The sequence below is a fragment of the Klebsiella sp. OBRC7 genome (genome assembly GCF_000293135.1).
Lineage (GTDB): Bacteria > Pseudomonadota > Gammaproteobacteria > Enterobacterales > Enterobacteriaceae > Klebsiella > Klebsiella michiganensis.
In genome coordinates, this window is sequence record NZ_ALNJ01000015.1 from 16,602 (window position 1) to 34,966 (window position 18,365).

20 protein-coding genes are annotated in these 18,365 nt (G+C 55.9%); 15 read left to right on the forward strand and 5 right to left on the reverse strand.

Annotated elements, in window-relative coordinates; translation table 11 throughout:
- Positions 1-611 precede the first annotated feature (611 nt).
- From rpmH to HMPREF1144_RS02770, 6 genes are all read left to right on the forward strand, one after another.
- Positions 612-752, forward strand: a complete 141-nt coding sequence (gene rpmH / locus HMPREF1144_RS30885) for a 50S ribosomal protein L34 (RefSeq protein ID WP_004871828.1) — start codon at positions 612-614, stop codon at positions 750-752.
- A gap of 15 nt (positions 753-767) precedes the next feature.
- Positions 768-1,127 carry a ribonuclease P protein component gene (gene rnpA, locus HMPREF1144_RS02755; RefSeq protein ID WP_004871829.1) on the forward strand — a complete coding sequence of 120 codons (360 nt, stop codon included), beginning with the start codon at positions 768-770 and terminating at the stop codon, positions 1,125-1,127.
- A complete protein-coding gene (gene yidD / locus HMPREF1144_RS30890) occupies positions 1,091-1,348 on the forward strand; it encodes a membrane protein insertion efficiency factor YidD (RefSeq protein WP_004871831.1) in 258 nt (85 codons plus the stop codon). The genes rnpA and yidD overlap by 37 nt, the downstream gene beginning before the upstream one ends.
- Before the next feature lie 2 nt (positions 1,349-1,350).
- Positions 1,351-2,997 carry a membrane protein insertase YidC gene (gene yidC / locus HMPREF1144_RS02760; protein WP_004855708.1) on the forward strand — a complete coding sequence of 549 codons (1,647 nt, stop codon included), beginning with the start codon at positions 1,351-1,353 and terminating at the stop codon, positions 2,995-2,997.
- 194 nt (positions 2,998-3,191) lie between these two features.
- The gene (gene mnmE / locus HMPREF1144_RS02765) at positions 3,192-4,556 is read left to right on the forward strand and encodes a tRNA uridine-5-carboxymethylaminomethyl(34) synthesis GTPase MnmE (protein ID WP_042926904.1); all 1,365 of its coding nucleotides are present in this window, start codon (positions 3,192-3,194) and stop codon (positions 4,554-4,556) included.
- A gap of 132 nt (positions 4,557-4,688) precedes the next feature.
- Positions 4,689-5,096, forward strand: a complete 408-nt coding sequence (locus HMPREF1144_RS02770) for a GNAT family N-acetyltransferase (protein WP_004855722.1) — start codon at positions 4,689-4,691, stop codon at positions 5,094-5,096.
- A gap of 103 nt (positions 5,097-5,199) precedes the next feature.
- Here HMPREF1144_RS02770 and HMPREF1144_RS02775 read toward each other — a convergent pair whose 3' ends face one another.
- Positions 5,200-6,090 (reverse strand): dihydrodipicolinate synthase family protein, encoded by an 891-nt coding sequence (locus tag HMPREF1144_RS02775; protein ID WP_009651793.1) that lies wholly within the window; start codon positions 6,088-6,090, stop codon positions 5,200-5,202.
- Positions 6,091-6,237: 147 nt separating this feature from the next.
- Entirely contained in the window at positions 6,238-7,119 is an 882-nt protein-coding gene (locus HMPREF1144_RS02780) for a MurR/RpiR family transcriptional regulator (protein ID WP_004126967.1), read from the reverse strand.
- A 326-nt stretch (positions 7,120-7,445) separates the two neighbouring features.
- Between HMPREF1144_RS02780 and HMPREF1144_RS02785 the strand changes: the two genes are divergently transcribed.
- From HMPREF1144_RS02785 to HMPREF1144_RS02820, 8 genes are all read left to right on the forward strand, one after another.
- Entirely contained in the window at positions 7,446-8,936 is a 1,491-nt protein-coding gene (locus HMPREF1144_RS02785; RefSeq protein WP_009651795.1) for an MFS transporter, read from the forward strand.
- A gap of 50 nt (positions 8,937-8,986) precedes the next feature.
- Entirely contained in the window at positions 8,987-9,676 is a 690-nt protein-coding gene (locus tag HMPREF1144_RS02790; protein WP_004855726.1) for an N-acetylmannosamine-6-phosphate 2-epimerase, read from the forward strand.
- On the forward strand, positions 9,673-10,548 hold the full coding sequence (gene nanK / locus HMPREF1144_RS02795) for an N-acetylmannosamine kinase (protein ID WP_004855727.1): 876 nt from the start codon (positions 9,673-9,675) through the stop codon (positions 10,546-10,548). The genes HMPREF1144_RS02790 and nanK overlap by 4 nt, the downstream gene beginning before the upstream one ends.
- Complete coding sequence (gene nanQ / locus HMPREF1144_RS02800; protein ID WP_004855728.1) at positions 10,545-11,009, forward strand: N-acetylneuraminate anomerase; 465 nt, start codon at positions 10,545-10,547, stop codon at positions 11,007-11,009. The genes nanK and nanQ overlap by 4 nt, the downstream gene beginning before the upstream one ends.
- Positions 11,010-11,179: 170 nt before the next feature.
- Positions 11,180-12,361, forward strand: a complete 1,182-nt coding sequence (locus tag HMPREF1144_RS02805; RefSeq protein ID WP_009651799.1) for an MFS transporter — start codon at positions 11,180-11,182, stop codon at positions 12,359-12,361.
- On the forward strand, positions 12,330-13,289 hold the full coding sequence (yidZ, locus tag HMPREF1144_RS02810) for an HTH-type transcriptional regulator YidZ (protein ID WP_004855731.1): 960 nt from the start codon (positions 12,330-12,332) through the stop codon (positions 13,287-13,289). Before HMPREF1144_RS02805 ends, yidZ begins: the two co-directional genes overlap by 32 nt.
- A 146-nt stretch (positions 13,290-13,435) precedes the next feature.
- The gene (locus tag HMPREF1144_RS02815) at positions 13,436-14,173 is read left to right on the forward strand and encodes a 4'-phosphopantetheinyl transferase family protein (protein WP_004855732.1); all 738 of its coding nucleotides are present in this window, start codon (positions 13,436-13,438) and stop codon (positions 14,171-14,173) included.
- A 37-nt stretch (positions 14,174-14,210) separates the two neighbouring features.
- Complete coding sequence (locus tag HMPREF1144_RS02820) at positions 14,211-14,777, forward strand: NADPH-dependent FMN reductase (RefSeq protein WP_004126998.1); 567 nt, start codon at positions 14,211-14,213, stop codon at positions 14,775-14,777.
- Positions 14,778-14,825: 48 nt separating this feature from the next.
- Here the strand turns inward: HMPREF1144_RS02820 and adeP are convergent, their stop codons facing one another.
- A complete protein-coding gene (adeP, locus tag HMPREF1144_RS02825) occupies positions 14,826-16,163 on the reverse strand; it encodes an adenine permease AdeP (protein ID WP_004855735.1) in 1,338 nt (445 codons plus the stop codon).
- Between the two features lie 167 nt (positions 16,164-16,330).
- Between adeP and yieH the strand changes: the two genes are divergently transcribed.
- Positions 16,331-16,996 (forward strand): 6-phosphogluconate phosphatase, encoded by a 666-nt coding sequence (yieH, locus tag HMPREF1144_RS02830; RefSeq protein WP_004855736.1) that lies wholly within the window; start codon positions 16,331-16,333, stop codon positions 16,994-16,996.
- Positions 16,997-17,050: 54 nt separating this feature from the next.
- Here the strand turns inward: yieH and HMPREF1144_RS02835 are convergent, their stop codons facing one another.
- The gene (locus tag HMPREF1144_RS02835; RefSeq protein ID WP_004855738.1) at positions 17,051-17,773 is read right to left on the reverse strand and encodes a glucosamine-6-phosphate deaminase; all 723 of its coding nucleotides are present in this window, start codon (positions 17,771-17,773) and stop codon (positions 17,051-17,053) included.
- Between the two features lie 54 nt (positions 17,774-17,827).
- A partial coding sequence (locus HMPREF1144_RS02840) for an alpha/beta hydrolase (protein ID WP_009651791.1) occupies positions 17,828-18,365 on the reverse strand: 538 nt, incomplete at its 5' end.

An 18,365-nucleotide genomic window follows, 5' to 3' on the forward strand; every position in this document is an offset into this window, starting at 1 on the left:
ACTCGAACAAAAATCGATATATAAAGAGAAACTGAAACAATCGTGATTGTTGGCACACGTCGACAAGACCCTGCATAGCCGAAAAGCCCCTGCACAAAAGGGGTGACGTGCGAACCGCTATCTGCGGTTATTACCCGATGCGGATCTCTGGATCCCGATCGGGACCGGGGATCATAGCCTAAACTGAGAAAGAGATCTTGTGTTTCTCAACAGATTCTTCCCGATTTATCCACAGGAAGGATCGAAGCTGGGTAAGTGTAATCGATCCTGGCTGGAGCGGAGCACGATTTCAGCCGCATATTGGAAAAATTAATGAACTATCCTGGTTTTGGGCTTAATCGATCTAACAAAGATCCTTTGCGATCCTTGCGCTTTATCCACTAGGTCGTATAATCCACCACCCGGCGCGTAATGCCCGTTTTCCGCAGTGTGCCATCGCCTGTTTTTTGTGCGGCAAGGTGCGAGAAATAAGGAAAGAGAATTGACTCCGGAGTGTACAATTATTACAATCCGGCCTCTTTAATCACCCACGCTGAGGCGTAGGCCGTTCGAAATTCGTTCGGATTTACGCGAAAGTCAGTGAAATTATTCAAGTTTAGGTAGAAATCGCCATGAAACGCACTTTTCAACCGTCTGTACTGAAGCGCAACCGTTCTCACGGCTTCCGTGCTCGTATGGCTACTAAAAATGGTCGTCAGGTTCTGGCACGTCGTCGTGCTAAAAGCCGCGCTCGTCTGACCGTTTCCAAGTAATAAAGCTAACCCTGAGTGGTTAAGCTCGCATTTCCCAGGGAGTTACGCTTGTTAACTCCCAGTCATTTCACTTTCGTCTTCCAGCAGCCATTACGGGCTGGCACGCCGCAAATCACCATCCTCGGCCGCCAAAATTCGCTGGGGCATCCCCGCATCGGTCTTACCGTCGCCAAGAAAAACGTCAAGCGCGCGCATGAACGCAATCGGATTAAACGTCTGACGCGTGAAAGCTTCCGTTTACGTCAACATGAACTCCCGCCAATGGATTTCGTGGTGGTGGCGAAGAAAGGGGTTGCCGACCTCGATAACCGTGCTCTCTCGGAAGCGTTGGAAAAATTATGGCGCCGCCACTGTCGCCTGGCTCGCGGGTCCTGATAGGCCTGATTCGGGTCTATCAGCGCCTGATTAGTCCGCTACTCGGGCCGCACTGTCGTTTCACGCCGACCTGTTCTCAATACGGAATTGAGGCATTGCGCAGGTTTGGATTGATAAAAGGCAGTTGGTTGACGGTGAAACGCGTATTAAAATGCCACCCTTTACACCCTGGTGGTGACGATCCCGTCCCGCCTGGACCATTTGATACCAGAGAACACTAACGATGGATTCGCAACGCAATCTTCTTATCATCGCTTTGTTGTTCGTGTCTTTCATGATCTGGCAAGCCTGGGAGCAGGATAACAATCCTCAACCCCAGCAGCAGACCACGCAGACAACGACCACAGCAACGGGTAGCGCCGCCGACCAGGGCGTACCGGCCAGTGGCCAGGGGAAACTGATTACGGTAAAAACCGATGTGCTTGACCTGACCATCAACACCCGCGGTGGTGATGTTGAGCAAGCGCTGCTTCTGGATTATCCGAAAGAGCTGAAGTCAACTGAGCCGTTCCAGCTTCTGGAAACCACGCCGCAGTTTACCTATCAGGCGCAGAGCGGCCTGACCGGTCGTGATGGCCCGGACAACCCGGCTAACGGACCGCGTCCGTTGTATAACGTCGATAAAGATGCGTTTGTGATGGCTGATGGCCAGAACGAAATCGTCATTCCTCTGACGTACACCGATAAAGCAGGCAACGTATTCACCAAAACTTTCACCCTGAAGCGCGGTGAATATGCGGTGAACGTCGGCTATAGCGTGCAGAACGCCAGCGAAAAACCGCTGGAACTGTCGACCTTTGGCCAGCTGAAGCAAACCGCCAACCTGCCGACGCATCGCGACACGCAGACCGGCGGCCTGACGACAATGCACACCTTCCGTGGCGCGGCGTACTCAACGTCTGAAACGAAGTACGAAAAATACAAATTCGATACTATCGTCGATAACGAAAACCTGAACGTCAGCACCAAAAACGGCTGGGTTGCCATGCTGCAGCAGTACTTTACTACCGCATGGGTTCCGCAGAACACCGGTACTAACAACTTCTACACCGCGAATCTCGGCAACGGTATTGTGGCAATCGGCTACAAATCTCAGCCGGTTCTGGTGCAGCCGGGTCAAACCGATAAGCTGGAAAGCACCCTGTGGGTCGGCCCGGCTATTCAGGACAAAATGGCCGCCGTTGCGCCGCATCTTGACCTGACCGTCGACTACGGCTGGCTGTGGTTTATCTCTCAGCCGCTGTTCAAACTGCTGAAATGGATCCATAGCTTCCTGGGCAACTGGGGCTTCTCCATCATCGTCATCACCTTTATCGTTCGTGGCATCATGTACCCGCTGACTAAAGCGCAGTACACCTCCATGGCGAAGATGCGTATGCTGCAGCCGAAGATTCAGGCAATGCGCGAGCGTCTGGGCGACGACAAGCAGCGTCAAAGCCAGGAAATGATGGCTCTGTATAAAGCTGAGAAGGTTAACCCGCTGGGTGGCTGCTTCCCGCTGATTATCCAGATGCCAATCTTCCTTGCGCTGTACTACATGCTGAGCGCCTCGGTTGAACTGCGTCATGCGCCGTTTATCCTGTGGATCCACGACCTGTCTGCGCAAGACCCGTACTACATCCTGCCGATCATCATGGGCGCGACGATGTTCTTCATCCAGAAGATGTCTCCGACCACCGTGACCGACCCGATGCAGCAGAAGATCATGACCTTTATGCCGGTCATCTTCACGGTGTTCTTCCTGTGGTTCCCGTCCGGTCTGGTGGTTTACTATATCGTCAGCAACCTGGTCACCATTATTCAGCAGCAGCTGATTTACCGTGGTCTGGAGAAGCGTGGCCTGCATAGCCGCGAGAAGAAAAAATCCTGATTCTCTTCATTCTTCAAGCCGCAGATGCGTTGGCTTCGTTAGTTCGCCCCGGTCACTTACTTCAGTAAGCTCCCGGGGCCTCTCTAACTTGCCGCCTTCCTGCAACTTGAACTATTTCGAGAATCTACGGTAAAGTTAATGCCAGAGAAGGCGGTCAATAGACCGCCTTTTTTACATCTACATAGAGAGTCACCATGAGCCATAACGACACTATCGTCGCCCAGGCAACCCCACCGGGACGCGGTGGTGTGGGCATTCTGCGCATCTCTGGCCTGAAGGCGCGCGACGTTGCGCAGGCGGTGCTGGGCAAGCTGCCGAAGCCGCGCTATGCCGACTACCTGCCGTTTAAAGACAGCGACGGCAGCGCGCTGGATCAGGGGATTGCGCTGTGGTTCCCCGGCCCGAACTCCTTTACCGGCGAAGACGTGCTGGAGCTTCAGGGCCACGGCGGCCCCGTTATCCTCGACCTGCTTCTGAAACGCATTCTGACGCTGCCGGGCGTGCGCATCGCCAGGCCCGGCGAGTTCTCAGAGCGCGCGTTTTTAAACGACAAGCTCGACCTGGCACAGGCAGAAGCCATTGCCGACCTGATCGACGCCAGCTCCGAGCAGGCGGCTCGTTCTGCGCTGAATTCGCTGCAGGGCGCATTCTCCACTCGCGTAAACCATCTTGTGGAAGCGCTGACGCACCTGCGCATCTACGTGGAAGCGGCCATTGATTTCCCGGACGAGGAGATCGACTTCCTCTCCGATGGCAAAATCGAAGCCCAGCTAAACGACGTTATCGCCGATCTTGACGCCGTGCGCGCCGAAGCGCGCCAGGGCAGCCTGCTGCGCGAAGGGATGAAGGTCGTCATTGCCGGCCGGCCGAACGCCGGGAAATCAAGCCTGCTGAATGCGCTGGCGGGCCGGGAGGCGGCTATCGTCACCGATATTGCCGGTACCACCCGCGACGTATTACGCGAGCATATCCATATCGACGGTATGCCGCTGCACATCATTGATACCGCCGGCCTGCGCGATGCGAACGATGAGGTCGAACGTATCGGCATCGAACGCGCCTGGCAGGAGATTGAACAAGCCGATCGCGTGCTGTTTATGGTCGATGGTACCACCACCGACGCGACCGATCCGGCGGATATCTGGTCAGATTTTATCGCCCGTCTGCCGAAAAACCTGCCGATTACCGTGGTGCGCAACAAAGCGGATCTCACCGGCGAAACGCTGGGGCTGAGCGAAGTGAATGACCACTCACTTGTTCGCCTTTCGGCGCGTACCGGCGAGGGCGTAGACGTGCTGCGTAATCATCTCAAGCAGAGCATGGGCTTTGAAACCAATATGGAAGGCGGATTTCTGGCGCGCCGCCGCCATCTGCAGGCGCTGTCCGACGCCGCAGAACATCTTCAGCAGGGTAAAGCGCAGCTGCTGGGCGCCTGGGCTGGCGAGCTGCTGGCAGAAGAGCTGCGCCTGGCCCAGCAGAGCCTGAGCGAAATCACCGGCGAGTTTACCTCCGACGACCTGCTGGGACGCATTTTCTCAAGTTTCTGTATTGGTAAGTAAGCTCAGTATGTGAGCATTGACTAACCCGCCTTAACGTCCTGTTAAAGCGGGTTAATTATTTCCCTTAGCGTCTTCACGGCGTATCGCTTTGTCTATTACCCTTATCGGTACTCCCACTTACCGGATACGACAATGATGGCTGATTACACATTTATTGATACCGTCCCTTCGGCGGAAGATTTTTGTCGCCTGCGCGTCATATCAGGTATGTCACCGCGCCCGCTGGAAGGTGCCCGCGCGGGTCTGCCGCGTAGCTGCTACGGCGTGCATATCCTCTATGCGGGTGTGCCTGTTGGTATGGGGCGCATCGTCGGCGACGGCGCATTGAACTTTGAAATCGTCGACGTCGCCGTGGACCCGGCCCATCAGGGAAAAGGTCTCGGTCGCCAGATCGTGCAAAAAATAGTTACCTGGCTTGATAATAACGCGTTTAAAGGGGCATACGTCTCGCTGGTGGCCGATGTTCCCGAACTGTACGCCAAATTTGGGTTTTCCAGCGTCAGACCCGAAAGTGAAGGTATGGCGAAGATCTGGAAATAGCCCCGAGTACGAACACCCTGTTTAGATGTAACCAGAATCGCCGCAACGGCGGAGGGGCATCCGGGGCTGCGGTATCTCCCGGATGCCGGTGATGCTATCAGAATTAAATAAAGTCGGCAGCGCGAAAAGCGTCCAGCGCGACGCGCTTTTGCTCTCTGGTCATCGGGCGCAGCGGGCGGCGCGGATCGCCCACCTCAATGCCGTGCAGCTGCATAGCCAGCTTCCCAGCCGCCACCCCGCCGTACTGAACCAGGATGCGAATAATCGCGATGACTTTATCCATACAGGCGGCAACGTCCTGATGATCCCCCCGGTTGAAGCTCTCGATCAGGCGATGATAGAGCGGCGCCGCGTAGTTATAGGTACTGCCCACCGCGCCGACGGCGCCGCAGGCCAGGCCTGCGGGTAAAAACTCATCCACGCCGAACGGAATATCGAACTGCCGATTGTTGACGCGCAGGCAGCGCTGGAACTCATACATATCTGCGGAGTTAAACTTCATACCGGACAGGTTCGGAATTTTATCCGCCGCGGCAATCAAGAACTGCTCCATATCGAGGCTCAGACCCGACATGCCGGAATGGTAGTAATAGAAGCCTTTTGACGGCGCCGCAGCCGCGATAATACGGCAATATTCCACCAGATCGTCGACGGTAGACGGTTTAAAGAAGCACGGACCGATGACCGAGGTGGCAAAAATATCCAGGGTTTCAGCATGACGGCTCAGCTCCAGCGCATCGGCGATGCTGAGCGCCCCCGTGTGCAGCGTGATGCTGAGCTGTCCCTGGCTTGCCGCGACCCAGCGCTCGGCGATTTTTTTACGCTCGTCAACAGAACAGTGAATACCTTCTCCGGTTGTCCCACAGACGTAAGCGCCTTTAACGCCCTGGCGAATCAAGTGCTCGGCAATCCGATCGATAACGGGGTAGTTGACTTCGCCGTTGGCATCAAAAGGCGTGTGGGGAGCGGCAATAAGACCGGTTAGCTTTGTCATGTAAACCTCTAGTGGTGTTTTTCTTCTTAAATAAATTAATTTTGAAGTATTACTCCACTTTAAAAGGTAACCATGCCGGTTGCAACTGGATACCGGCAGGGAGAAAAACGGGAGTAGCAGATTGTGATGAATCGCACAAAAATCGCTCTATTTGAGCGTGGACAGGGCATCCATCGTGCGCAGTTTATTGGCTCGGGCGGCTTCCGGATCTTTCTGCACCAGCAGCGTGTAAATGAGATCCAGTACGAAAAGCTGCGCCGTTTTGGTGCCAATAGAGTCGCCCTGCAGGCGTCCCTGGCGGTTGCCGTTAATCAGCGTAATATCCGCGACTTTACTCAATGGCGACCCGAGGTTATGCGTTAGGGCGACGGTGATGGCTCCGGCCTGCTTTGCCAGACTAAGAGCGTGGGTGGTTTCCGGCGAATGACCGGAGTGGCTGATACCGATAGCGACATCGCCAGCCTTAAGCAGCGCGGCCTGCATATACATAAAGTGGTTATTCGTTAAGGCATCGACGCGCATCCCGATTCGCATCAGCTTGTGCTTCATCTCTTCGGCGGTCAGCCCGGAGGCGCCAACGCCGAAGATAAAGGTGCTATTGCAGCTATGCAGCGCCTCCACGACCCGTTCAACCTGCTCCATATCCAGCAGATTGAGCGTTTCCGAGAGCACGGTCGAGATAGCGCCCTGGAGCTTGAGACCGATGGTGTGCGCATCGTCGGCTTTCTGAATTTCAGCCTCCAGAAGCGTGCTGTTGTCATCGGTATCGGTCATGGCCAGCTCTATAGCCAGCTCCATTTTGAAATTCTGAAAGCCTTTATAGCCCAGCTGTCGACAGAAACGGATCACCGACGCTTCGCCCGCGTTCACTTCCTCTGAGAGGTCGGCGATGGAAAGCTGCGTCACCTTGTGGGGGGAAGTCATCACAAACTGCGCAATGCTTTTCCCGACGCGGGTCATACTACTTTGCATCGCTCCCAGGGTATCAAGTATTTTCCCGGCTTTGACCGGCGAAGTCGGAGTCGTCATCTCTTCCCTACTGTTTACGCGATTATCAGGCGCTAATGATGGAGTACAGCGTATCACCAGGCAATATAGATTTTTAAAAACGCCGTGCCGCCGCGTCTATATCCTGAGCGGCGAAAACATTTTACGTCTCATGGCGTGAGTCAGATCGCCTTTTTTCGTTTCTCCTCTTCTGCGTCCATGATCTTGTTCACACATTTAATGAAATGCTCTTGTGGTGTTTAACTTCTAAAAAATACATTAAATGGAGTTTAACTTCATTTGGCTGTGCGACACCCTGCTGTTTTAGGCCCGATAGCATAAAAACGCTGCTCATCACAGGAGAGCATATGAGTGAAATAATAAGTACCAAACCATGGTATAAGCACCTCAATAAGTCCCAGTGGCGGGCTTTCTCTGCAGCCTGGCTGGGCTATTTACTGGATGGTTTTGATTTCGTTTTAATCGCTCTGGTGCTCACCGAGGTACAAAGCGAATTTCAGCTCACTACGGTCCAGGCGGCGAGTATCATCTCCGCAGCGTTTATCTCCCGTTGGTTCGGCGGTCTGCTGCTGGGGGCGATGGGCGACCGTTATGGCCGCCGCCTGGCGATGGTCAGCAGTATTATTCTTTTCTCCGTCGGTACGCTGGCCTGCTGCTTTGCGCCGGGATACACCTCGATGTTTATCGCCCGAATGGTGATCGGAATGGGGATGGCCGGCGAGTACGGCTCCAGCGCCACCTATGTTATTGAAAGCTGGCCAAAACATCTGCGTAACAAAGCCAGCGGCTTCCTGATTTCCGGTTTTTCCGTCGGCGCCGTCGTGGCGGCGCAGGTTTACAGCCTGGTGGTGCCCCTCTGGGGCTGGCGCGCCTTATTCTTCCTCGGCATTTTGCCGATTATTTTCGCGCTGTGGCTGCGTAAAAATATTCCGGAAACGGAAGACTGGAAAGAGCGGCAGACGAAGAAAGCGCCGGTGCGGACGATGGTGGATATCCTCTATCGCGGTAAATATCGCGCCACGAATATAGCAATGACGCTGATCGCAACGGCAGCGCTATGGTTCTGCTTCGCAGGGAACCAGCACAACCCGCTGGTGGTGATTGCGCTGGCGCTCGTTTGCACCGTTATTTTCATCAGCTTTATGGTACAGAGCAGCGGAAAACGTTGGCCGACCGGCGTGATGCTGATGATTGTCGTTCTGTTCGCCTTTCTCTACTCCTGGCCTATCCAGGCGCTGTTACCGACCTATCTGAAAACCGAGTTGGCATACGATCCGTCGACGGTCGCGAAGGTGCTCTTCTTTAGCGGATTCGGCGCAGCCGTCGGCTGCATCGTCGGCGGTTTCCTCGGCGACTGGCTGGGCACGCGAAAAGCCTACGTTTACAGCCTGCTGGCATCGCAGGTCCTGATTATTCCGGTGTTCGCCATCGGCGGCTCCAGCATCTGGGGTCTGGGCATCCTTCTCTTCTTCCAGCAGATGCTGGGTCAGGGGATTGCCGGGATCTTACCGAAACTGATCGGCGGCTACTTCGACACCGACCAGCGCGCTGCCGGTCTGGGTTTCACCTATAACGTAGGCGCCCTGGGCGGGGCGGCTGCGCCGGTCCTCGGCGCGCTGGTCGCGCAGCACATGCATCTGGGTACGGCGCTGGGGTCACTCTCTTTCGGACTGACGTTTGTGGTGATCCTGTTGATTGGCCTGGATATGCCGTCCCGCGTACAGCGCTGGATTCGCCCGGAAGCGCTGCGAACCCATGACGCTATCGATGGTAAACCGTTCAGCGGCGCACTGGTTGGTCACGACAAAGCGAACGCTCCGCTTTGCGATAAACACTAAATTCATGCGCCCGCCGCTGTCGGGCGCAAACGGAAGTAAGGGATAGTGCTATGTCTTTATTTGATGTTCTGGATATTAACGTTAAACAATTGGGTGGCCTCATTGTCTCCTGCCAGCCGGTACCGGGTAGCCCGTTAGATAAACCTGAAATCGTCGCGGCTATGGCGCTGGCGGCGGTCAATACGGGGGCGGTCGCAGTACGAATTGAAGGCCTTAACAACCTGAAGGCGACCCGCGAACTGATTTCAGTACCGATTATTGGCATCATCAAACGCGATCTGCCGGACTCGCCGGTGCGCATTACGCCATTTCTGGAAGATGTAGACGCGCTGGCGCAGGCGGGGGCGGATATTATCGCCTTCGACGGTACGGATCGCCCGCGTCCGGTTGGCGTTAAGGCAATGATTGACCGAATTCATCAGCGTGGCTGCGCGGCGATGGCAGACTGCTCCAGCCTGGAGGACGGGACTGAGTGCCACAATCTTGGCGCAGACATTATCGGGACAACGATGTCCGGGTATACCACGGATGCGGTACCTACCGAACCGGATTTCCCGCTAGTGCAGGCGCTGAGCGCCAAAGGGTACCGGGTTATTGCAGAAGGCCGATTTAACTCCCCGGCGCTGGCGGCGCTGGCGATAAAGCACGGCGCATGGGCGGTGACCGTCGGCTCCGCCATTACGCGTATTGAACACATCTGCCAGTGGTACCGCGATGCGCTGGCTGAGGTTGCGCTATGACGACGCTGGCAATAGACATCGGCGGCACCAAGCTGGCCGCCGCGCTAATTGACACGCAGCATCGTCCGTTGGAGAAACGAGCGCTGCCGACGCCCGCCAGCAAAACATCGGTGGCGCTAACGGAGGCATTGAGCGCGCTGGTCGCGCCTTTCGCAGGGCGGGCCCGGCGGGTAGCGGTCGCCTCCACGGGCATTATTGGTCACGGCGTGCTGACGGCGTTAAACCCGGATAACCTGGGCGGGCTGGCGCAGTTTCCCCTGCGGGAAACGCTGGAGCAGCTGACGGGGCTGCCGTGCCTTGCGGTGAACGATGCGCAGGCAGCGGCCTGGGCCGAATATCACGCTCTGGCTGTCGATGCCCATGAGATGGTCTTCATCACCATCTCTACCGGCGTGGGCGGCGGTATCGTCTGCCACGGTCAGCTCTTGTCCGGCAAAGAGGGGCTGGCCGGACATATAGGCCATACGCTGGCTGACCCGCACGGCCCGCGCTGCGGCTGCGGGCGTATTGGCTGCGTGGAAGCTATTGCCTCCGGAAGGGGGATCGCCGCACTGGCGACGGACGATCTGCAGGGAATGACGGCCAAAACCATTTTTGCTCTTGCGCAGAGCGGCCACTCCCAGGCGACATCGTTAGTTCACCGTTCGGCGCAAACCATCGCCCGGCTGATTGCCGACATGAAGGCCAGCTTTAACTGCCAGTGTGCCGTCCTGGGCGGCAGCATCGGGCTGGCGCCCGGCTATATTCCCCTGGTTGAAAGATATCTGGCGCAGGAGCCTGCGGTATATCACACACCTATTGTAGCCGCACACTATCAGCATGATGCCGGGCTGATCGGCGCGGCGTTGTTAGCAGAGGACAAAGCATTATGATTATCGGCGATATCCATCACCCGGAATGCGCAGGACTATCACCCGTTCTGCTTGAGGCCGTGAGGCTGGCCGTTAAGGCCCAGCCGCAGCAGTGTGAACCGGGGCGTTATGATTTGCAGGGCGATGATATTTATATGAACGTCATGCGCTTCACTACGCAGCCGGCGGAAAGTAAAAAAGCGGAGCTGCACGAAAAATTTATTGATATTCAGATCCTGCTGGAAGGCGAAGAAACCCTCCATTACGGCGTGGCCGATAGCGCCCGAGAGTGCGAAACGTGGCACCACGAGGAGGACTACCGGCTGTGTTCAACCATTGCCAACCAGCAGCAGGTAGTACTGAAACCCGGTATGTTTGCCATTTTCTTGCCGGGCGAGCCGCATAAGCCGGGCGTGCAGGCCGCAGCGAGCATGGAGATAAAAAAAGCGGTAATTAAAGTTAACCGCGCGCTGCTTGTCTGAGTCACTTCCTTCACCCGCCAGGTATGCGTCCTGGCGGGATGGCCTCCCGACGCCAAAGCGACGCTTGCTTCGTCACTTTTCCTCGCAGGAAAACATTGTTGTCCAAATGGCAACTCGTACTCCCGCACAAACCCCACTATTCTGTACCGCATTCTAATGCGAGGGGTTCTATGGCACGCTTTCTTATCTGCAGTTTTGCGCTGGTTCTGCTTTATCCATCCGGCATCGATATGTATCTGGTCGGTCTGCCGCGCATTGCGCAGGATCTGGGGGCCAGTGAAGCGCAGCTGCATATCGCCTTTTCGGTTTATCTGGCGGGAATGGCCGCGGCAATGCTGTTTGCGGGTCGTATCGCCGATAAATCAGGACGCAAGCCGGTGGCGATTTTCGGTGCCGTGGTCTTCATACTGGCCTCCCTTCTCTGCTCGCAGGCGCAGGTCAGCGCCCACTTCCTGGCTGGGCGCTTTATTCAGGGGATCGGCGCGGGCAGCTGCTACGTCGTCGCCTTTGCGGTGCTGCGCGATACCCTCGACGATCGCCGCCGGGCGAAAGTGCTTTCCCTCCTTAACGGTATCACCTGCATTATTCCGGTTCTGGCGCCGGTACTCGGCCACCTGATTATGCTGAAATACCCCTGGCAGAGCCTGTTCTATACCATGACCGGCATGGGCGTTCTGGTGGGGCTGCTGTCGATATTTATTTTGCGGGAAACGCGTCCAACATCCGTTCCGCAGGCGGCGCAGCAAAATGTCGCCCCCGAATCGCTGCTTAACCGCTTTTTCCTCAGCCGAATTATCATAACCACCCTGAGCGTGACGGCTATTCTGACTTACGTTAACGTCTCCCCGGTGCTCATGATGGAAGTGATGGGCTTCGAGCGCGGCACCTATTCCATGGCGATGGCGCTCATGGCGCTAGTGAGCATGGTGGTGTCGTTCTCAACGCCGTTCGCTTTGACGCTATTTAAGCCCCGCACCCTGATGGTGACCTCGCAGGTGCTGTTCTTTATCGCCGGCGTGCTGCTGAGTCTCTCCACCAGCCAGACGATGACGATGCTGGGTCTGGGGCTGATTTGCGCCGGGTTCTCCGCCGGCTTTGGCGTAGCAATGAGTCAGGCCCTTGGGCCTTTCACCCTGCGCGCCGGCGTGGCGAGTTCTGTTTTGGGAATTGCTCAGGTCTGCGGCTCTTCACTGTGGATTTGGCTGGCGGCTATCATCGGACTCAGCGCGATGAATATGCTGATCGGGATACTTATTGCCTGTAGCATAGTGAGTATTGTTCTGATTATGGTCGCCTCTCCGGCGCGGGCCGCGCAACGCTATGAAGAAACCCCTGTCGAGTCTCGATCTTAACCTACTGCTGTGCCTGCAGCTCTTAACCCAGGAACTCAGCGTTACCCGCACGGCGAAGCGGATGAACGTTTCGCCGTCGGCGGTGAGTAAATCGCTGGCTAAACTGCGCGCCTGGTTTGACGATCCGCTGTTTGTCAAAACGCCTCTGGGGCTGTCACCCACGCCGCTGATGAGCAGTATGGAGCAGGATCTGGCGGACTGGATGCAGATGGGTAATCAGATCCTCGATAAGCCTCATCACACCATGCCGAGCGGGTTAAAGTTTGAGCTGGCGGCAGAGTCGCCCCTGCTGATGATCCAGCTGAATACGCTTTCACAGCGGATCTACCAGCGCTATCCGCAGGCGCTGATCCGCCTGCGTAACTGGGATTACGATTCGCTGGATGCCATTATTCGCGGCGAAGTCGACATCGGTTTTTGCGGCCGGGAAACCCATCCTCGCTCCCGTGAACAGCTCAGCCTGCTGCCCTGGTATATCGATTTTGAAATCCTGTTTACCGATCTCCCGCAGGTATGGCTGCGCGCCGATCATCCCGCGCTGAACGAGGAGTGGAATCTGGACACTTTCCTACGTTATCCGCATATCAATATCTGTTGGGAACAAAGCGATACCTGGGCGCTGGATGATGTTCTGCACGATCTGGGGCATAAACGCACCGTGGCGTTGACCGTTCCGGGTTTTGAGCAGTCGCTGTTTATGGCGGCCCAGCCTCATCATACGATGTTGGCCACCGCCCCGCGCTATTGCCAGCGCTACAATCAACAGCACCATCTGCCGCTGGTTTCACTCCCGTTGCCGCTAGAACCGTCCCAGCAGGAGAAAATACGCGTTCCCTTCACCCTGCTGTGGCATAAGCGCAACAGCTACAATCCGAAGATCGTCTGGCTGCGAGAAACGCTCAGGCAGCTCTATATTGAACCGCTCTAGCGCTGGGTTAGACCGTCTTGGGCAATAATTTGTAAAATTTATACAATTTATTGCGCAAGGGGTGATTTCCGCATTAAAACCTGGCAATTCTGAGCGATAATATAATTCGCAATTTCTATCATTGACCATTAATCACGGAGCGACGAATGGCAACGCATTTTGCAAGAGGGATACTCAACACCCGGGAACCGCTATCAACACGCCTGTCAGCGGCCTGTCATCAATCCGCCAGCCGCCTGCCTGAGTACCGACAAAGCCGCTACCGCGCATCACGGTCACTCCTCGCAGAACTCCTCTTTATGCTGTATGGCATCAGCGAACTTCCTGAAATTATTGACCAAGAGAATGGAAAGCCCGCTTTCCGCGACGAACATCTCCCGCGTTTTTCCATCTCCTATGCCGGGAATATTGTCGGCGTCGCGTTATCCACCGAAGGTGATTGCGGCCTGGATATGGAATTACCGCACGCCACCCGCAGTTTACATGCCTCTCCCGACGCCGACCGCTACGTCTTTAACAGTAATGAGCGGGTATGGATTAGCAATCAGCACGATCCTGATGAAGCGCGCGCTCAGCTTGACGCACTCCGCAAAAGCGTCATGAAACTGACCGGTGAAAACGCCGTTAACCTCCAGCTTCTTCCGGGCTCCGGACGATTACGGACAAGCGGGACGCAGTCAATCGAAGCGGTGTGCGATGCCGAAACGGTGCTGGTCTGGTCCATCGCCGCCAGTCCGGATATCGGCCAGCTGAAAGTCTGGGAATATAATGGTAAAGAGGGCTGGCGCTGCCTGCCCGACGCGCAGGCTCGCGCCAAAGAGCCGTCCGCCCGGCTGATGCGTTTTACCCATTTACCGGTAGAAAAAGCCTTCTCCCTCAACTGACCGGATAACCCGGCCATCATGATGCAAAGGAGCAATCATGTCTGATACGTTGAAAATTGTTACGTTACTCGGAAGTCTGCGCAAAGGCTCTTTTAATGCCATGGTCGCGCGTACCCTCCCCGGCATCGCGCCTGCAGGAATGGCGGTTTCCGCGTTACCGTCCATTGGCGATATTCCTCTCTATGATGCCGACGTCCAGCAGGAAGAGGGATTTCCACAAAGCGTTCAGGATATCGCTCAGCAAATTCGCGAGGCTGATGGTGTGGTTATCGTTACGCCAGAATATAACTACTCGGTTCCCGGCGGTCTGAAAAACGCCATTGACTGGCTGTCTCGCCTGCCGGAACAGCCGCTGGCCGGTAAGCCGGTACTGATTCAAACCAGTTCAATGGGCGCGATTGGCGGCGCGCGCTGTCAGTATCATCTGCGCCAGATTCTGGTATTCCTCGACGCCATGGTGATGAATAAGCCCGAATTTATGGGCGGCGTGATTCAGAACAAAGTGGATCCGCAGGAGGGGAAAGTCGTCGATCAGAGTACGCTCGACCATCTGTCCGGACAGCTTAGCGCTTTTGCTGAATATATTCAGAGGGTTAAAGCCTGATAGACGCCGTCACACTCGCCAGAACGGCTGAGTGTGACGGCGCGGGTATTAATGCGCGTCAATAAATACAATCTTCAGCACAAACAGCAGCGAAACCACAATCACGCATGGGCTGAGGTCGCGCAGTCGACCGGTACCGATCTTCATTACGCAGTAAGAGATAAAGCCTAAGGCAATACCTTCCGTAATGGAGAAGCTAAACGGCATCATCACGGCGGTAATAAACGCCGGCACGGATTCGGTTAAATCATCCCACTTCACGCGCGCCAGGCTGGAGGTCATCAGGACGCCAACGTAAATCAGCGCGCCGGCTGCGGCATAGGCCGGGACCATACCCGCCAGCGGTGACAGGAAGATCACCAGCAGGAACAAGAGACCAACGACCACGGCGGTTAAGCCGGTACGTCCGCCTACGGAAACGCCCGAGGAAGATTCAATATAGGCGGTTACGGAAGAGGTGCCGATAAAGGAGCCCGCAACGGACGAGACGCTATCGACAAACAGCGCCTGCTTCATCCGCGGGAACTTGCCCTGCGCATCGGCCAGACCGGCTTTATCGGTCACGCCGATCAGGGTGCCGGAGGAGTCGAACAGGTTCACCAGCATAAACGAGAAGATCACGCCCGCCAGGCCGAGATTCAGCGAGCCTGCCAGGTCAACATGCCCAATGACCGTCGTGACGCTCGGCGGCATGGATACGATGCCGGTGTAGTGAACGTCGCCCAGCAGCCAGCCCAGCAGCGTGGTCACCACGATAGAAACCAGCACCGCGGCGTGGATGTTGCGGGAAGCCAGAATCGCAATAATAAAGAAGCCAAGAATGCCCAGCAGTACGCTGTGGGACGTCAGGTTGCCGATGCTCACCAGGGTTTCCGGGTTGGCGACGATCACGCCGGCGTTCTTCAGGCCCATCATACCGATGAACAGGCCAATACCGCTGGTGATACCGATACGCAGGCTAACCGGGATATTGGCGATCATCCAGTAGCGTACGCGGAAAATGGTCAGCAGCAGCAGGCCAACCGCCCCCCAGAAAATCGCGCCCATCCCGACCTGCCACGGCAGGCCCATTGCCTGTACCACGACAAAAGCAAAGAAGGCGTTCAGTCCCATCGCCGGCGCCAGGGCCACCGGAAGGTTAGCGAACAGGCCCATCATGATGCTGCCGAACGCGGCGATCAGACAGGTTGTGACGAACACGGCGCTGGTATCCATACCCGCCACGCCGAGAATCTGTGGGTTAACAAAAACGATGTACACCATTGTCAGAAAAGTGGTGAAACCTGCAATCGCTTCGGTACGTGCCGTGGTGCCGTGTTCACGTAATTTGAACACGCGCTCCAGCAGACCCTGGCCAGATGACTGGCTGGTTTGTTGTTGACTCATTATCGGTTTCCGAACAAAGGAGGGAAAATTCGTCGCTATCCTATACCAAAATGCGACAATAAGGGCGGTTGTGAGATACTTTTTTTCATCGATTTTGCTTATACGGCAACGATTGCGTCTCACCAATCAGCATGACGAAAACGTTAACTTATTAAAATGGAAACGACATGATCCAACCAGAAGCAGTATTTTTCGACTGTGACGGCACGCTGGTCGACAGCGAGGTGATCTGCTCCCGCGCCTACGTTCACATGTTCAGGGAATTCGGCATTACGCTGGATTTAGACGAGATTTTTAAGCGCTTCAAAGGCGTCAAGCTGTACGAGATTATCGATACCATTAACGCGGAGTACGGCGTTAATCTGGATAAGGCGACCCTTGAGCCGGTGTACCGCGATGAAGTCGCGCGCCTGTTTGATACTGAACTGGAAGTCATTTCTGGCGCACAGGCGCTGCTGGACGCGGTCAGCGTGCCGATGTGCGTGGTCTCCAACGGCCCGGTGAGCAAAATGCAGCACTCTCTCGGTAAAACCGCAATGCTGCACCATTTCCCGGAGCGTCTGTACAGCGGCTACGATATCCAGCGCTGGAAGCCCGATCCGGCCCTGATGCTGCATGCCGCAAAAGCGATGAACGTTAACGTCGAGAACTGCATTCTGGTCGACGACTCCAGCGCAGGCGCGCAGTCGGGGATCGCCGCCGGCATGGAAGTGTTCTACTTCTGCGCCGATCCGCATAATAAGCCGATCGAACATCCGAAGGTGACGACGTTTACCCGCCTCGAAGAGCTACCTGAGCTATGGCAGGCGCGCGGCTGGAATATCACGCGATAAACCCGGAGCGTAGCGCTATCAGGGCGCGTCCCGCCTGCGCTACGCTGAAGTGGATTACGGTTGACTCAATTCCGCAGCCGCCGCTTTATCAGCCACAATCACCAGGGAAGGATGTAATTTCAACACCGAAGCCGGAACCCGCTCGCTGACTTCGCCTTCAATCACCTGCTTTAGCGCCTGCGCTTTTGCCGCTCCGCTGACGATAAGCAGCAGGTTTTTCGCCGCCATGACGCTTTTCGGCCCCATCGTGACGTAGCTATCCGGCACCGCAGAGAAGTCGCCGCCCATCTCGCCGTGAGCGACAAGATCCACCATATCGCCGACGATAGGGACTTCCACCGTCGCATCGTGGAAGCGCGTGGTATTCGGCAAATTACCGCAAAAATGACCGTCAGCGCCGAGGCCCATCACTATCAGATCGAGGCCCCCTTCGTTCTGTAACCGCTGGTCGTGATGCCTGAAGTTTTCATGGCTGAGCGGGTGGATATTCTCTTCAGGGATTTGCGCGGGGGTGAAAAACAGGCTGCGCAGATTGGAAATGGTCACGCCTTCACGATCCTGTCCGCGGAACGGAATCTCGTCAAAGTTGTAATAATGGACCTGAGAATAGAACGATTTACCTTTAACCGCGGCCGTCAGATGTTCATACATTTTCTTCGGCGTACTGCCTGCCGTTACCGCCAGGTTCACCCTGCGCGGCGCGGTGATGTAGCCCAGAACGTGATGGCTGGCGACCAGGCTCATCTCTGCATAATCTTCCGTCACGATTAATTTCATATTGTCTCCCTCAAGGTATTGAAGATAAGGAGCCAGCGAACTGGCTCCTTCATGTTATTTGAACAACTTCTGTACGAATTCGGCGTAGGCGGGACGCCAGACGTCCATTTCATGGTTCAGGCCCGGATACTCATGATAATCAAAGTTGATTTTCTGCTTCTCCAGCTCCGCTTTCAGCCCGGCGATATCCTTGCCGGTAACCACGTCTTTCTCACCCACGACGACGGTAAAGTTACGCAGCTGCTTGTTGATCGCCTGTGGGTTGTGTAGCTGCGCCTCGACGCCGGCATCCGGTACCGTGGTTGTCGTTACGCCGCTGAACGTCGCCAGCCAGCCGAAGCTCTCCAGATGGTTCATTCCGGAGACCAGCGCCTGATAACCGCCCTGCGACAGCCCGGCAAGCGCCCGGCCGTCCGCGTCTTTACGCACGTTAAAGCGCGCATCAATCAGCGGAATAATATCGTTCATCAGCTCTTTATCAGCCGCTTTCGCATTCAACGGATAGAAGGTTTTACGCCGCTCCTGCGGCGGGAAGTTTTCCGCAACCGCGTCAGGAATATCGGTTTCGGTATCCGGCACCACCACCAGCATG

Coding starts and splice junctions, on each gene's coding strand:
- rpmH (WP_004871828.1), top strand. CDS start 612: ATGAAACGCACTTTTCAACCGTCTGTACTGAAGCGCAACCGTTCTCAC.
- yidD (WP_004871831.1), top strand. CDS start 1,091: ATGGCGCCGCCACTGTCGCCTGGCTCGCGGGTCCTGATAGGCCTGATT.
- yidC (WP_004855708.1), top strand. CDS start 1,351: ATGGATTCGCAACGCAATCTTCTTATCATCGCTTTGTTGTTCGTGTCT.
- mnmE (WP_042926904.1), top strand. CDS start 3,192: ATGAGCCATAACGACACTATCGTCGCCCAGGCAACCCCACCGGGACGC.
- HMPREF1144_RS02770 (WP_004855722.1), top strand. CDS start 4,689: ATGATGGCTGATTACACATTTATTGATACCGTCCCTTCGGCGGAAGAT.
- HMPREF1144_RS02775 (WP_009651793.1), bottom strand. CDS start 6,090: ATGACAAAGCTAACCGGTCTTATTGCCGCTCCCCACACGCCTTTTGAT.
- HMPREF1144_RS02780 (WP_004126967.1), bottom strand. CDS start 7,119: ATGACGACTCCGACTTCGCCGGTCAAAGCCGGGAAAATACTTGATACC.
- HMPREF1144_RS02785 (WP_009651795.1), top strand. CDS start 7,446: ATGAGTGAAATAATAAGTACCAAACCATGGTATAAGCACCTCAATAAG.
- HMPREF1144_RS02790 (WP_004855726.1), top strand. CDS start 8,987: ATGTCTTTATTTGATGTTCTGGATATTAACGTTAAACAATTGGGTGGC.
- nanK (WP_004855727.1), top strand. CDS start 9,673: ATGACGACGCTGGCAATAGACATCGGCGGCACCAAGCTGGCCGCCGCG.
- nanQ (WP_004855728.1), top strand. CDS start 10,545: ATGATTATCGGCGATATCCATCACCCGGAATGCGCAGGACTATCACCC.
- HMPREF1144_RS02805 (WP_009651799.1), top strand. CDS start 11,180: ATGGCACGCTTTCTTATCTGCAGTTTTGCGCTGGTTCTGCTTTATCCA.
- yidZ (WP_004855731.1), top strand. CDS start 12,330: ATGAAGAAACCCCTGTCGAGTCTCGATCTTAACCTACTGCTGTGCCTG.
- HMPREF1144_RS02815 (WP_004855732.1), top strand. CDS start 13,436: ATGGCAACGCATTTTGCAAGAGGGATACTCAACACCCGGGAACCGCTA.
- HMPREF1144_RS02820 (WP_004126998.1), top strand. CDS start 14,211: ATGTCTGATACGTTGAAAATTGTTACGTTACTCGGAAGTCTGCGCAAA.
- adeP (WP_004855735.1), bottom strand. CDS start 16,163: ATGAGTCAACAACAAACCAGCCAGTCATCTGGCCAGGGTCTGCTGGAG.
- yieH (WP_004855736.1), top strand. CDS start 16,331: ATGATCCAACCAGAAGCAGTATTTTTCGACTGTGACGGCACGCTGGTC.
- HMPREF1144_RS02835 (WP_004855738.1), bottom strand. CDS start 17,773: ATGAAATTAATCGTGACGGAAGATTATGCAGAGATGAGCCTGGTCGCC.